Source organism: Facivitalis istanbulensis, from assembly GCF_040560405.1.
GTDB classification, from domain to species: domain Bacteria; phylum Pseudomonadota; class Alphaproteobacteria; order Sphingomonadales; family Sphingomonadaceae; genus Sphingomonas; species Sphingomonas istanbulensis.
The window spans coordinates 67,803-80,908 of the sequence record NZ_JAVSCQ010000007.1; the positions used below are offsets into that span (position 1 = coordinate 67,803).

The following is a 13,106-nucleotide window of genomic DNA, read 5'->3' on the forward strand; positions in this document are numbered from 1 at the left end:
TTCCCTCCCCGCATCGGGGGGAGGGCCGGGCTACAGCGTGACCTTGGGCGGCTTGGCGGCCTCGACCGCGACCAGCACCATCTTCTCCCAGATGGCGGGATCGCCCGCCCGTGCCATCGCCTGATCGGGTTCGCGCAAGGTGCGCAGGACCGCCAGCGCATCGGACATATGGTCGCGCCAATGCGCATCGACCAGCTTGGCGGCGGACTCGGAATCGCCGCCCGCATTGGCGCTCACTCGTTGCCCGCACAGCACGCGGGCGATGCGTTCGGCGGCGGGGGTGTGGGAGATGTCCATGGCAACCACTCCTGACCTGTGGATCGTTACGCGCTCAACGCATCGGGAGCGGGTTGGGGTTCAGGCATGGAAAGGCCGCCCGACGCTTTTGCGAGGGACGGCCTTTCGAGGATCAGCCCTGTGCGCCGCGACCCGCGCCGCCGCCACCGGGACGACCCTGGCCGCCGCGGCCGCGCCCGCCGCCGCCGCTCCGGCGACGGGGCTGGCGGCCCTGCGGCGCGCGGGCATCGGTTGCACGCGGATGATGGGTCGCGCGCGGCCGCGCCGGATCGCGCGGACGGTCGACGCGCGGCGCGGGGTCCGCGCCGATCGCCTTCACCCGCTGCGCCTTGATCGTCTCGGCGCGCTTCACGAAGTCGGCGGGCAGCGGCACAACCTGGATCTTCTGCCGCGTCAGCTTCTCGATGTCCCTGAGATAGGGACGTTCATCCTCGGCACAGAAGGCGATGGCGAGACCGGAGCGGCCCGCGCGCGCGGTGCGGCCGATGCGATGGACATATTGCTCGGCGACATTGGGCAGCTCGAAGTTGAACACATGGCTGACGCCCGGAATGTCGATGCCGCGCGCGGCGATGTCGGTCGCCACCAGCACGCGGGTCTGGCCCGAGCGGAACTCGCCCAGCGCCCGCTCGCGCTGGCCCTGGCTCTTGTTGCCATGGATCGCGTTGGCACCGATGCCGTTGCCCGCCAGCAGCTTCACGACGCGGTCCGCGCCATGCTTGGTGCGGGTGAAGACCAGCGCCAGCTCGATCGCGGGATCGGCGAGCAGGATGGTCAGCAGTGCCTGCTTCTCCGCCTGAGTCACGAAGGTCACCGACTGGTCGACGCGCTCGGCGGTGGTCGCCACCGGAGTCACGGTGACGGTCGCCGGATTGTCGAGGAACTTGTCGGCCAGATCGCGGATCGCGGCGGGCATGGTGGCCGAGAAGAACAGGGTCTGGCGCTTGCGCGGCAGCATCTTCACGATCCGGCGCAGCGCATGGATGAAGCCCAGGTCGAGCATCTGGTCCGCCTCGTCCAGCACCAGGATCTCGATCATCGACAGGTTCAGGAAACCCTGCTCGACCAGATCGATCAGGCGGCCCGGTGTGGCGACGAGGATGTCGACGCCGCGCGACAGGTCCTGCCGGTTCTTGTTGATGCTGGTCCCGCCAAAGACGGTCGCGACCGAAAGCTTGGAAAATTTGGCATAGCCGCGCGCATTCTCGGCGATCTGGCTGGCCAGTTCGCGGGTCGGGGCCAGCACCAGCATCCGGCAATGGGTCGGCAGGACGCGCTTGTTCGCGTCGACCAGCCGCTGGATCGAGGGGAGGACGAACGCCGCGGTCTTGCCGGTGCCGGTCTGCGCGATACCCAGCAGGTCGCGGCCTTCGAGCAGCGTCGGGATCGAGTCGCGCTGGATCGGGGTGGGTTCGGCATAGCCCTTGGCTTCGAGCGCGCGGACGAGCGGCTCGGCCAGGCCGAGTTCGGAAAAGGACATGGAATTGCTTTCTGACATGGCGCGCGAGTCACGGAAGGGCCGCGAGAGGCGGCGCCGGGGTTGATGACACCCCGCGTGACAAGGGAAGCCTGAAGACAGGGTCGGGGCGGAGCCGGGACCGGAAGGTCCGTTCACGCTGCGAGTGGACGCCTCGACCTGCGCCATGTGCGCCTTGTCTTGTCAAAAGTCAAGTTTCGGGCAGGATCGCACGAGACCGGGCGTGACAACCGGCGCGAGATGGTTACATCTGATACCAAATAGCGAAGAGGAGTCCCCCCATGAAACTCGCCAGTCTCAAAGATGGTCGCGACGGCAAGCTGGTGGTCGTGTCGAGCGACCTGGCCTGGTATGCCGATGCGGGGCATATCGCGCCGACGCTCCAGGCTGCGCTCGACGACTGGGACCGGACCGCCCCCGCGCTGGCCAGCCTGGCGATCGACCTCGACCATGAAGCGATCCCGCGCGCGCGTTTCCACGAACATGACGCTGCCTCGCCCCTGCCGCGGGCCTATCAGTGGGCGGACGGATCGGCCTATGTGAATCACGTGGCGCTGGTGCGGCAGGCGCGCGGCGCGGAATTGCCGGAGAGCTTCTGGCATGACCCGTTGATGTACCAGGGAGGGTCGGACGGGTTCCTGGCCCCGCGCGATCCGATTCCGCTGGCCGATGAAAGCTGGGGCTGCGACCTGGAGGGCGAGGTGGTGGTCGTGACCGGCGATGTGCCGATGGGCGCGAGCCGGGCGGAGGCGCTGGCGGCGATCCGACTGGTCGGCCTGACCAACGACGTGTCGCTGCGCGGCCTGATCTCCGGGGAACTGGCCAAGGGCTTCGGCTTCTTCCAGTCCAAGCCCGCCTCGGCCTTTTCGCCGGTCTTCGCCACGCCCGGGTCGCTGGGCGACTGGTGGCAGGACGGCAAGCTGCGCCGGGTGCTGAAGGTCGACCTGAACGGACAGCCCTTTGGCCGCGCCGATGCGGGCGAGGACATGACCTTCGATTTCGGGACGCTGGTCGCCCATGCGGCGAAGACCCGCGCGCTTGGCGCGGGGACGATCATCGGATCGGGCACCGTGTCCAACCGCGATACCGATGGCGGTCCGGGCAAGCCGGTCGCCGAGGGTGGCGTCGGCTATAGCTGCATCGCCGAGGTGCGGATGATCGAGACCATCCGGGGCGGGGCGCCGGTCACGCCGTTCCTGAAGAAGGGCGACACGGTCCGCATCTGGATGGAGGACGACCGGCACCACGCGATCTTCGGGGCGATCGAACAGACCGTGGCGTAACGGCCACGGCGTCCTCCCCAAGCGGGCTTGGGGAGGACCGGGCGTTCAGCCGACCAGCGCGTCGATCGCCTCGGCCAAGTCGATGTCGCGCGCCGACAGGCCGCCCGCGTCATGCGTGGTCAGCACGATGTCCACACGGTTCCACACATTCGACCATTCGGGATGATGGTCCGCCTTCTCGGCCAGCAGCGCCACGCGCGTCATGAAGCCGAACGCCTCGTTGAAGTCGGCGAAGACGAACCGGCGGCTGATCGCGTCGCGACCTTCGTCCCAGTCCCAGTCGGGCAAGCCGTCCAGCGCCTCGTCCCGGTCCAGATCGTTCAGCCGCTCCACCATTGCCGTCCCCTTGCATCTCTTGTTCTTTTGCGTGTCACAGCGGTATGACGACATGCATGAGCGGGCAAGTCGCGATCGGTGAAGCGCCGGACGCCGGGACGATCGAAGCGATCGCGCGGGACGCGATGGCGCGCCTGCCGTCCGCATTCCGCGCGCATCTGGGCGATGTCGTCCTGATCGTCGAGGAATTCGCCGATGACGAGACGCTGGCGGCGCTGGGCATTGAGCATCCGCTCGACCTGACCGGCCTGTATCATGGCCGTCCGATGGGCGAGAAGAGCAGCATGGATTCGGGCGGGCTGCCCGACCGCATCCATCTGTATCGCCGCGCCATCCTGGACGAATGGGTCGAGGGCGGCGAGCGGCTCGACGATCTGGTCACGCATGTGATGATCCATGAGATCGGCCATCATTTCGGCCTGTCGGATGACGACATGCATGCACTGGAAGAGGCGATGGACGAATCTGCGGACGACTCCGCCGCGTGATCCTGTCGCTCTCCGACGTCGCCTGCGCGCGCGGCGGGCGGCTGTTGTTCGCCGGATTGTCGCTGGAACTGGAGGCGGGCGGCGCGGCGATCGTCACCGGCCCCAACGGGATCGGCAAGTCCAGCCTGCTGCGCCTCGCCGCCGGGCTGATTGCGCCGTTCGAAGGGGGGGTGACGCGGGCCGGCCCGGTCGCGCTGCTGACCGAGGATCTGGCGCTCGATGCCGAACAGCCGCTGGCCGAGGCGCTGGTCTTCTGGGCACGGCTCGATGCGCGCGCCGCGCCGCGCCTGCGCGTGGCGGCGGCGCTGGAGACGGTGGGACTGGCGGCGCTGGCCGCCATTCCGGTCCGGCTGTTGTCGACGGGGCAGCGGCGTCGGGCGGCGCTGGCGCGGGTGCTGGCGTCGGGCGCGACGCTCTGGCTGCTCGATGAGCCGGGCAACGGCCTCGACACTGCCGGTCTGGCGATGCTGGCGCGGGTGATCGTGGCGCACCGGGCCGAAGGGGGCGCGGTGCTGCTGGCCACGCACCAGCCCCTTGCCATCGACGCGGCGCGGACCATCGCGCTCGAGGACCGGGTGCCGGCATGAGCGTGGCCTGGGTGCTGATCGCGCGCGATGTGCGGCGCGGCTATGCGGGGGGCGGGGCCGCGCTGGTCTGCGGCTTCTTCCTGTTGGCGGTGGTCCTCTTCCCCTTCGCCATCGGGCCTGACCGCGCGATGCTGACGCGGATCGGCGGCGGGGCGATCTGGGTCGCGGCGTTGCTGGCGGCGTTGCTGCCCGTCGACCGGCTGGTGGCGCCCGATTGCGAATCGGGCTGGTTCGATCAGGTCGTGGTGCGCGGACTGTCCCTGCCGCTGGTGCTGCTGCTGCGGATCGTCGCGCATTGGCTGGCCTTCGCGCCGCCCCTGCTGGCGACCGCATTGGTCGCGGCGGGGCTGTTCGGGCTGGATGGCGACGTGCTGGTCCGGGTCGAGACGGGGCTGCTGCTCGGCACGCCGGGGCTGGCCGCGCTGGCGGTGGCGACGGGGGCGCTGACCGCCGGACTGCGCGGCGCGGGCGCGGTGTCGGGGCTGCTGCTCCTGCCGCTGGCGCTGCCGCTGCTGATCTTTGGTGCAGGCGATGGCGGCACCGGCGGGGTAAAGCTGCTCGCCGCCACGTCGCTGCTGCTGGTCGTGGGTGCGCCCTGGCTGGCGGCGGCGGCGATCCGATCGGTGCGGGACTGAATCATGTGCGAGCCGATAACGTCCACCGCGCGGGTCGCGCGCGCCTTCGACGCGGCGGCGGCCTATGACGGCCATGCGGTGGTGCAGCGACAGGTCGCCCAATGGCTGGCCGCGCGCATTGTCGCGGTCGCGCCGCCGGGCGCGCGCGTGCTGGAGGTCGGTTGCGGCACCGGCTTTCTGACGCAGGAGGCGTGGCCCCGGCTCGATCGCCCCGACTGGCTGATGACCGATATCGCGCCCGGAATGCTGGCGCGCGGACTGGCGCGGATGCCGGGGCTGCGCGGGCGGGTGATGGACGGGGAGCGGCCCGACCTGCCGGGCGAGGCGGGCTTCGACCTGATCGTCAGCAGCCTGGCGGTCCAGTGGTTCACCGACCTGGAGGCCGGGCTCGAGCGGCTGGCGGCGCTGGTGCGGCCCGGCGGGCGGATGCTGGTGACGACATTGGCACAGGGAACGTTCGCGGCGTGGCATGACGCCCACCGGGCGGAGGGATATGCGGCGGGAAGCCCGGCCTATCCATCGACCGAGGCGCTGGCGGCGATGGCGCTGCCGGGACTGGACGTCACCCTGCGACGTTTCGAACAGCGGCATGGCTCGGCGGCGGACTTCATGCGCGCGTTGCGGGCGATCGGGGCGGGGACGCCGCGTGAGGGGCATCGGCCGATTCCGCAGGGTGCGATGCGCCGGATCGCGAGGTGGTTCGAGGCGGCCGGTGCGGTGGCCGCCTATGAGGTCGCGCTGATCGAACTCCGTATCCCGGACCCCCGTCCGGCCTGAGCGGCGGGGGTGTGGTGCGCCCTTAGCGGCTCCACCGCGCCCAGATGGCGGTGGGCAGGACCAGTCCGCGCGCTTCCTCGCGCACGCCCAGTTCGCCACACTCCACCTTGCCGGGCAGGCCGGCCATCGCCTGGCGCAGCATCTCGCCGATGGCCAGCGCCGACATGCGCACCGCATAGACGGTCAGGAACAGGAAGCGCGATTCCGTGTCGAGCAGCTTGCGGCAATCGGCGATCAGGCCAGGCAGGTCTTCCTCCAGCCGCCACACCTCGCCCTCGGGGCCGCGGCCATATTTGGGCGGGTCGAGCAGGATGCCGTCATAGCGTCGCCCGCGTCGCCCCTCGCGCGCGACGAACTTGGCGGCGTCGTCGATGATCCAGCGCACCGGCGCATCGCCCAGCCCCGACAGCATCGCATTGCCGCGCGCCGCCTCGACCGATTTCTTGGAGGCGTCGACATGGACCATCCTGACCCCCGCACTGGCCATCGCCAGCGTGCCGACGCCGGTATAGCCGAACAGGTTCATGCATTCGGGCTCGGCCAGGCCATCGACCTGTTCGCGCATCCAGCTCCACACCGGCGCCATGTCGGGGAAGAAGCCCAGATGGCGGAAGGGCGTGGTCTGAGCGGTGAAGCGCACCTCGTTCCACTTGAGCGGCCACCCGTCGCGCGGCACCGGCTCGGCGAAATTCCAGCGGCCGCCGCCATCCTCGTCCGAACCGGGGACGAATTCGGCCGCCGCGCGCCAGTCGTCGCTGGCCGGGGCCCACATGGCCTGCGGCTCGGGGCGGATGAAGCGGAACCGGCCATAGCGTTCCAGCTTGCGGCCATGGCCGGAGTCCACGAGCCCGTAATCCGCCCAGGGCTCACCGATCATCGTCAAGAGTGTCATGCGCCCCCGTTAGCGCAAACCATGCCCGTCGATATAGGCCGTAACCGCCTCAAAGGTGGCGGGCAGCGTCGTATAGCGCTCCGCGCGCTCGAACAGGTCGCCGACGCGACGCGGCAAAGGCGGGCGCACACCGGTCGCGCGCTCGACGGCGTCGGTGAACTTGGCCGGATGCGCGGTGGCCAGCGTCACCACGGGCACGTCAAGGTCGCTGGCGCGTGCCGCCGACAGCGCGATGGCGGTGTGCGGATCGAGCACCTGGCCCGTTTCGTCACAGGCCCGGCGCATCGCGCGGCTCATGTCATCGGCATCGACGCGCGTGCTGGTGAAGAGCGGCGCGATCGCCTGGCTCTGCGCATTGGTCAGCCGCATCGCGCCCGAGGCTTCGAAGCCCTTCATCTGCGCCGCCAGCGCCACGCCGTCGCGGCCATTGGCGTCGAACAGCAGCCGCTCGAAATTGGAGCTGACCTGGATGTCCATCGACGGCGTGGCGGTCGCCTGGACCTGCCCCTTGGAATAATCGCCCGAGGACAGCGCGCGGTGGAGGATGTCGTTGACGTTGGTGGCGACGATCAGCCGCGCGACGGGCAGGCCCATGCGCGCCGCGACATAGCCCGCGAACACGTCGCCGAAATTGCCGGTCGGGACCGAGAAGGCGACCTTGCGACCGGGCGCGCCCAGCCGGACGGCGGCGTAGAAATAATAGACGACCTGCGCCATCAACCGCGCCCAGTTGATCGAGTTGACCGCCGACAGCGTATGGCGATCGGCAAAGGCGCGATCGTTGAACATCGCCTTCACCAGCGCCTGTGCGTCGTCGAAATTGCCCTCGATCGCGATGTTGTGGACATTGGGGGCCAGCACGGTGGTCATCTGTCGCCGCTGGATATCGGTGACGCGGCCCGCCGGGTGCAGCATGAAGATGTCGATATCGGCGCGGCCCGCCACCGCGTCGATCGCCGCCGACCCCGTGTCGCCGCTGGTCGCCCCGACGATGGTCAGCCTTGTGTCGGTCCCGCGCAGGAACCGCTCGAACAACAGCCCCAGCATCTGGAGCGCGACGTCCTTGAAGGCGAGCGTCGGTCCGTGGAACAGTTCGAGCAGCCACTGGTCATGGTCGAGCTGGACGAGGGGCGTGACGGCGCTGTGCGAGAAGCGGCCATAGGCGGCGTCGCACAGGCGTTGCAGTTCCTCGGTCGTCAGGCTGTCGCCGACGAACGGCGCCATGATCGTCGCAGCGGTCTGCGCATAGGACAGGCCGGCGAGCGCTTCGATCTCCTGCGCGCTCAGGGTGGGCCAGGTCTCGGGGACATAGAGCCCCCCGTCCGAGGCCAGCCCGGTGAGCGTCGCGCCGCGAAAGTCGAGGATGGGGGCGGTGCCACGGGTACTGATATAGCGCATGATGCGCCGGGGCTTAACGGTGCGCGTCCGCGACCACAACCATTCGATTGCGCCGAAACACCGCCATGACATAGATAATTACGGCAATCGCGGCGAACAGGAACCATTGCACCGCATAGGCCAGATGATTGTTGGGAATGGCGTCCAGATCGGGGCTGGCATTGGGATCGAGACCGGGGGCGGGGCGGTCCGCGACCAGCATCATCGCCTGCGGCCGATGGTCGAAGGCCGACTGGATCAGCGAACGGCCATCGGGGGCATGGGCGACATAGCCGCTGACCCGCCCGCCGGACCAGCCGGTCTCGGCGCGGGGATCATGGCTGGTGCCCAACTGCACCTGCATCGCCCCATGCGGCACCGAGCAGGTGGCGATCAGCCGGAACCCCGCCGCGCCCGCGCCCGCCCGCCGGATGGCGACGGGCGGGCGGCAATCGGCGCTGGCCCGGCGGAAAAGCAGGCGCTGGTCGGGGACAAGCGGAAAGGCGATGGGCGGTCGCGCGGGATTGGCGGCGAGCTGTGCGAGATAGGCCTGTTTCCGCGGAAGCCGGTCGCGCAGCTGCCACAGGCCCAGCGCGATCATCCCCGCCACGGCCAGCGCGACGAGGATGGTGGGCAGGATCGGAATCCGGCTCATCGATCCTCTTCGGCTTCGGGCCGGACGATCGCGCCCTCGCGCGCTTCGTTGCGATATTCCGCCGCCATCAGCGCGCCCTTGGCGACGCGCAGCGCATAGACCACCGCCAGCGCGGTCAGCGGCAGCCAGATCAGCATGTGCAGCCAGAGCGGCGGATGCAGCGTCAGTTCGACCGCGATCGCCGCGATGGTGATGACCGTGCCCAGGATCAGCGTCAGGAAGGCGGCTGGCCCATCGCCGACATTGAACCGCGTGAAGTCCAGCCCGCAGCCTCTGCACCGATCGGCGAAGGTCACGACCTGTGCCGAAAACAGCGGCCCGGCAAACAGATGGGGCTGGCCGCACCGGGGACACAGCCCCCGAAACGCGGCCTGCGCGATCGTCGGAGGCGTCGGTTCAGCCACTGTGGACCGGCGCGCCCCAGCCACCCCAGACATAGATGGTGACGAACAGGAACAGCCACACCACGTCGACGAAATGCCAGTACCAGGCCGCCGCCTCGAACCCGAAATGCTGGCGCGGGGTGAAGTCGCCGCGATAGGCGCGGATCAGGCAGACGATCAGGAAGATGGTGCCGACGATCACATGGAAGCCGTGAAAGCCGGTCGCCATGAAGAAGGCGGCGCCGTAGTTCAGCCCCTTAAAGGGAAAGGGCGCGTGCATATATTCATAGGCCTGGATCGTGCTGAAGATCAGGCCCAGGATGACGGTCAGCCACAGCCCCTTCAGCACCCCGTCGCGGTCGCCGACGCCGAGCGCGCCCCACAGCCCCTTCTTCTCGCCGCCGCGCTGGTTGTGGATCAGCGCATGGTGCGCCCAGGTGACGGTGGTGCCGCTGGTCAGCAGGATCAGCGTGTTGAGCAGCGGCAGCTTGAAGGCGTCGATCACCTCCAGCCCCTTGGGCGGCCATTGCGCGACGATGGCGGTCGTCCCCTCGGCGGCGCGTTCGACCTGGCCGTCGACGAAGCTCATCGCGGTCGGGAACAGCGCGAAGTCGAAAAAGGCCCAGAACCAGCCGACGAAGAACATCACCTCGGAGGCGATGAACAGGATCATGCCATAGCGGAAATGCAGCTGGACGACGGGGGTATGGTCGCCCTGATGCCCCTCGCGCACCACGTCGGCCCACCAGCTACCCATGCAGAACAGCAGCGCGGCCAGCCCCGCCAGGAACGCCCAGCCGCCGCCCGGGACCTTGTGCATCCACATGATCGCGCCGGAGGCCAGAAGCAGCGCCGACATCGAACTGGCCAGCGGCCAGGGGCTCGGCGGCAGGATATGATAGTCGTGGTTCTTCGCGCCAGCCATGATCCCGTCCCATCATTCTATGTTTTGAGGGGGAGGCTAACCCGCTTTCTTCCCCGAATCCACCGGGTAAAATGTGTAGGACAGGGTGATCGTTTCGATGTCCCTGGCGTCCGGGTCGTCCAGGATCTTGGGGTCGACGAAGAAGATGACCGGCATCCGCGCCGTTTCGCCGGGTTGCAGCGTCTGCTGGGTGAAGCAGAAACACTGGATCTTGGTGAAATAGCGCCCGGCCTGATCCGGCGTGACGTTGAAGGTCGCGGTGCCGGTGATCGGTACCTTCGCATTGTTGGTGGCGGTGAAGAACACCATGTCGCGCGCGCCGATATCGACGGTTTCGTGCGGATTTTCGGGCTTGAAGGTCCAGGCCAACCGGGAGGAGACATTCGCGTCGAAATCGACCCGTATCCGGCGATGCACGCTGCCGGGCGCGGCGAGTCCCCGCTGCGTCGTCCCCTGATAGCCCGTCACCTGGCAGAATATGCGGTAGAGCGGGACGCTGGCCCAGCTGAGCCCGGTCATGAACGCCACCGCGCCCAGCGCGATTATCACCGTCCGGCCCTGTCGCGAAAGGCGCCGGGGGGCGGGCATCAGTGCATCCCCGCCCGGATCTTGGACAGGGTGATGAAGAAGATCAGCACCACCAGAAAGCCCAGCAGCAAGGCCATGGCGGTGGCACGGGCGCGCTGCTTGGCGCGAATCCGATTCGAATCATCAGGCGTCATGACGCCCAACGATCCACCACAAGCGCGCCGAAGAGAAGGAAAAGATACAGGATAGAATATTTGAACAGCCATTTTTCGGGCTTCATCGCGTCGGCGGGCTGGGTATGCCGAACCGCGACCATCGCGGCGGAGAGCGCGAACAGCGCGGTCCCGGCGGTGGCGACGATGCCATAGATCGGCCCCGTCAGCCCCAGCGGCCAGGGCGCGACGGCGGCGATCGCCATCGGGATGGTGTAGAGCCCGATCTGCGCGCGAGTCACCCGCTCGCCCGCGACAACGGGCAGCATCGGCACGCCCGCATTGGCGTAATCGGTCTTCACGAACAGCGCGAGCGCCCAGAAATGTGGCGGTGTCCACAGAAAGACGAGGCTGAACAGCAGGACGGGGAGGAGCGCGACCTGGCCCGTCGCGGCGGCCCAGCCGATCAGCGGCGGGAACGCGCCCGCCGCGCCGCCGATGACGATGTTCTGCGGCGTCCGGCGCTTCAGCCAGACGGTATAGATCAGCACATAGAAGAGGATCGAGATGGTCAGGATGAACGCGGCCACGCAATTGACCGCCAAGCCCATCAGGATCACCGAGAAACAGGCGAGTCCCACGCCGAAATGCAACGCCGATTCGCGGCTCATGCGGCCGGCGGGCAGTGGCCGGCGGGCGGTGCGCTTCATCAGCGCGTCGAGGTCCGCCTCATACCATTGGTTGAGCGCCCCCGCCGCGCCCGCGCCCAGCGCGATGCACAGGATGGCGGTGAAGCCGATGACCGGATCGACGTGCACGGGCGCGGCCAGCATCCCGCACAGACCGGTAAAGACCACCAGTGTCATCACCCGTGGTTTGGTCAGAGCGAGGAAGTCGCGCCAGTCGGCGGGAACGAAGACAGAGGAAGGCAAGCTGGACATGGACCTTCCACATATAGGGGGTGGCGGCAGGGCGGGCAAATTGGGTCAATTGTCCTCCCCCACGAAGGACGGCGGCGGGGCGACGCCCGGATCGTCGGGGAGGGAAGGAGGCAGGCGGGGACGGGCCTGTCGATGTCGCGGCCCCGCCGTCGCCGTTCAGGCGGCCTCCCTTCCCCTTCCCGGTTCCTCAACCGTTCAGCGTCGCCATGTCGATGACGAAGCGATATTTCACATCGCTCTTCTGCATCCGGTCATAGGCGGTATTGATCGACGCCATGTCGATCATCTCGATATCGGCGGTCAGACCATGCCGATGGCAGAAATCGAGCATCTCCTGCGTCTCGGCGATGCCGCCGATGAGCGAGCCCGCCAGCGCGCGGCGACGGAACACCAGATTGCCGACCGAGGGCGACGGGTGGGGCGCGTCGGGCACGCCGACCAGCGTCATCGTGCCGTCGCGCTTCAACTGGACCAGCAGCGCGTCCAGGTCGTGCGGCGCGGCGACGGTGTTCAGGATGAAGTCGAAGCTGCCCGCATGTTCGGCCATCTGATCGGCGTCCTTCGACACGATCAGGCCCTTGGCACCCAGCCGCCTGGCATCCTCAGCCTTGTTCGGCGAGGTCGAGAAGACATAGACCTCGGCGCCCATCGCCGCGGCGATCTTCACACCCATATGGCCCAGGCCGCCCAGCCCGACGATGCCGACCTTCTGGCCCGGTCCCACCTTCCAGTGACGAAGCGGCGAATAGGTGGTGATCCCGGCGCAGAGCAGCGGCGCGACGGCCGCCAGATCGGCTTCGTCATGGTTGATCTTCAGGACGAAGCCTTCCTTGACGACGATATGGTCCGAATAGCCGCCAAAGGTGTGGCCGCCCATCACGGGATCGGGGCCGTTATAGGTGCCGACAAAGCCGGTGGTCTCGCAATATTGCTCCTCTCCGTCATGGCAGGACGGACAGTGGCCGCAACTGTCGACCATGCAGCCGACGCCGACCAGATCGCCGACCGCGTATTTGGTGACGGCATCGCCGATGGCGGTCACGCGTCCGACAATCTCGTGGCCGGGGACGCAAGGGTAGAGCGTCCCCGCCCACTCGCCGCGCGCGGTATGGAGATCGGAGTGGCAGACCCCGCAATACAGGATGTCGATCGCGACATCGTCGGCCTGGGGATCGCGGCGCTCGAACGAGAAGGGGGCGAGTGGCGTTTCCGCCGACTGGGCGGCATAGCCCCGGGTGGGAGTGGGCATGGAAGCTCCTCTGAGAATGATTGGGGTGCGAGCGCGGAGGGTCGCGGCGCTCATATGGGGCGGTGCGGAGCCGGTGCCAGCCAGACGGAGCATCAGTTTTTCCGATTGATGTTGATCGAAAAGT

General features: G+C 68.3%; 17 protein-coding genes. 5 read left to right on the forward strand and 12 right to left on the reverse strand.

Features of this window, described 5'->3' with window-relative positions:
* Positions 1-30 precede the first annotated feature (30 nt).
* The gene (locus RN629_RS06630; protein ID WP_407034485.1) at positions 31-297 is read right to left on the reverse strand and encodes a hypothetical protein; all 267 of its coding nucleotides are present in this window, start codon (positions 295-297) and stop codon (positions 31-33) included.
* 112 nt (positions 298-409) lie between these two features.
* Positions 410-1,777, reverse strand: a complete 1,368-nt coding sequence (locus tag RN629_RS06635; protein ID WP_407034486.1) for a DEAD/DEAH box helicase — start codon at positions 1,775-1,777, stop codon at positions 410-412.
* 278 nt (positions 1,778-2,055) lie between these two features.
* Between RN629_RS06635 and RN629_RS06640 the strand changes: the two genes are divergently transcribed.
* Complete coding sequence (locus RN629_RS06640; protein ID WP_407034487.1) at positions 2,056-3,057, forward strand: fumarylacetoacetate hydrolase family protein; 1,002 nt, start codon at positions 2,056-2,058, stop codon at positions 3,055-3,057.
* A 45-nt stretch (positions 3,058-3,102) separates the two neighbouring features.
* Here RN629_RS06640 and RN629_RS06645 read toward each other — a convergent pair whose 3' ends face one another.
* Positions 3,103-3,447: a 4a-hydroxytetrahydrobiopterin dehydratase gene (locus tag RN629_RS06645; protein WP_407034488.1), complete on the reverse strand. Its 345-nt coding sequence runs from the start codon at positions 3,445-3,447 to the stop codon at positions 3,103-3,105.
* 2 nt (positions 3,448-3,449) lie between these two features.
* On the opposite strand from RN629_RS06645, the gene RN629_RS06650 reads away from it, so the two are divergent.
* The 4 genes from RN629_RS06650 to RN629_RS06665 are packed head-to-tail and all read left to right on the forward strand — an operon-like array spanning position 3,450 to position 5,880.
* On the forward strand, positions 3,450-3,881 hold the full coding sequence (locus RN629_RS06650; protein ID WP_407034489.1) for a metallopeptidase family protein: 432 nt from the start codon (positions 3,450-3,452) through the stop codon (positions 3,879-3,881).
* Positions 3,878-4,468, forward strand: coding sequence for a heme ABC exporter ATP-binding protein CcmA (ccmA, locus tag RN629_RS06655; protein WP_407034490.1), 591 nt, complete (start codon positions 3,878-3,880; stop codon positions 4,466-4,468). The genes RN629_RS06650 and ccmA overlap by 4 nt, the downstream gene beginning before the upstream one ends.
* A complete protein-coding gene (locus RN629_RS06660) occupies positions 4,465-5,103 on the forward strand; it encodes a heme exporter protein CcmB (RefSeq protein ID WP_407034491.1) in 639 nt (212 codons plus the stop codon). The genes ccmA and RN629_RS06660 overlap by 4 nt, the downstream gene beginning before the upstream one ends.
* A 3-nt stretch (positions 5,104-5,106) precedes the next feature.
* Positions 5,107-5,880, forward strand: a complete 774-nt coding sequence (locus tag RN629_RS06665) for a methyltransferase (protein ID WP_407034492.1) — start codon at positions 5,107-5,109, stop codon at positions 5,878-5,880.
* 22 nt (positions 5,881-5,902) lie between these two features.
* Here the strand turns inward: RN629_RS06665 and RN629_RS06670 are convergent, their stop codons facing one another.
* From RN629_RS06670 to RN629_RS06710, 9 genes are all read right to left on the reverse strand, one after another.
* Entirely contained in the window at positions 5,903-6,772 is an 870-nt protein-coding gene (locus RN629_RS06670) for a class I SAM-dependent methyltransferase (RefSeq protein ID WP_407034493.1), read from the reverse strand.
* Between the two features lie 9 nt (positions 6,773-6,781).
* Positions 6,782-8,170, reverse strand: a complete 1,389-nt coding sequence (thrC, locus tag RN629_RS06675) for a threonine synthase (RefSeq protein WP_407034494.1) — start codon at positions 8,168-8,170, stop codon at positions 6,782-6,784.
* A gap of 13 nt (positions 8,171-8,183) precedes the next feature.
* Positions 8,184-8,804, reverse strand: a complete 621-nt coding sequence (locus tag RN629_RS06680; RefSeq protein ID WP_407034495.1) for an SURF1 family cytochrome oxidase biogenesis protein — start codon at positions 8,802-8,804, stop codon at positions 8,184-8,186.
* Positions 8,801-9,241: a DUF983 domain-containing protein gene (locus tag RN629_RS06685; protein WP_407034496.1), complete on the reverse strand. Its 441-nt coding sequence runs from the start codon at positions 9,239-9,241 to the stop codon at positions 8,801-8,803. Before RN629_RS06685 ends, RN629_RS06680 begins: the two co-directional genes overlap by 4 nt.
* The gene (locus RN629_RS06690; RefSeq protein WP_407034497.1) at positions 9,201-10,112 is read right to left on the reverse strand and encodes a cytochrome c oxidase subunit 3; all 912 of its coding nucleotides are present in this window, start codon (positions 10,110-10,112) and stop codon (positions 9,201-9,203) included. Before RN629_RS06690 ends, RN629_RS06685 begins: the two co-directional genes overlap by 41 nt.
* A 36-nt stretch (positions 10,113-10,148) precedes the next feature.
* A complete protein-coding gene (locus RN629_RS06695) occupies positions 10,149-10,700 on the reverse strand; it encodes a cytochrome c oxidase assembly protein (protein ID WP_407034498.1) in 552 nt (183 codons plus the stop codon).
* A complete protein-coding gene (locus RN629_RS06700; RefSeq protein ID WP_275044973.1) occupies positions 10,700-10,834 on the reverse strand; it encodes a hypothetical protein in 135 nt (44 codons plus the stop codon). Before RN629_RS06700 ends, RN629_RS06695 begins: the two co-directional genes overlap by 1 nt.
* A complete protein-coding gene (locus RN629_RS06705) occupies positions 10,831-11,733 on the reverse strand; it encodes a heme o synthase (RefSeq protein WP_407034499.1) in 903 nt (300 codons plus the stop codon). Before RN629_RS06705 ends, RN629_RS06700 begins: the two co-directional genes overlap by 4 nt.
* Before the next feature lie 187 nt (positions 11,734-11,920).
* Positions 11,921-12,982, reverse strand: coding sequence for an NAD(P)-dependent alcohol dehydrogenase (locus RN629_RS06710; protein WP_407034500.1), 1,062 nt, complete (start codon positions 12,980-12,982; stop codon positions 11,921-11,923).
* Between the last annotated feature and the right edge of the window lie 124 nt (positions 12,983-13,106).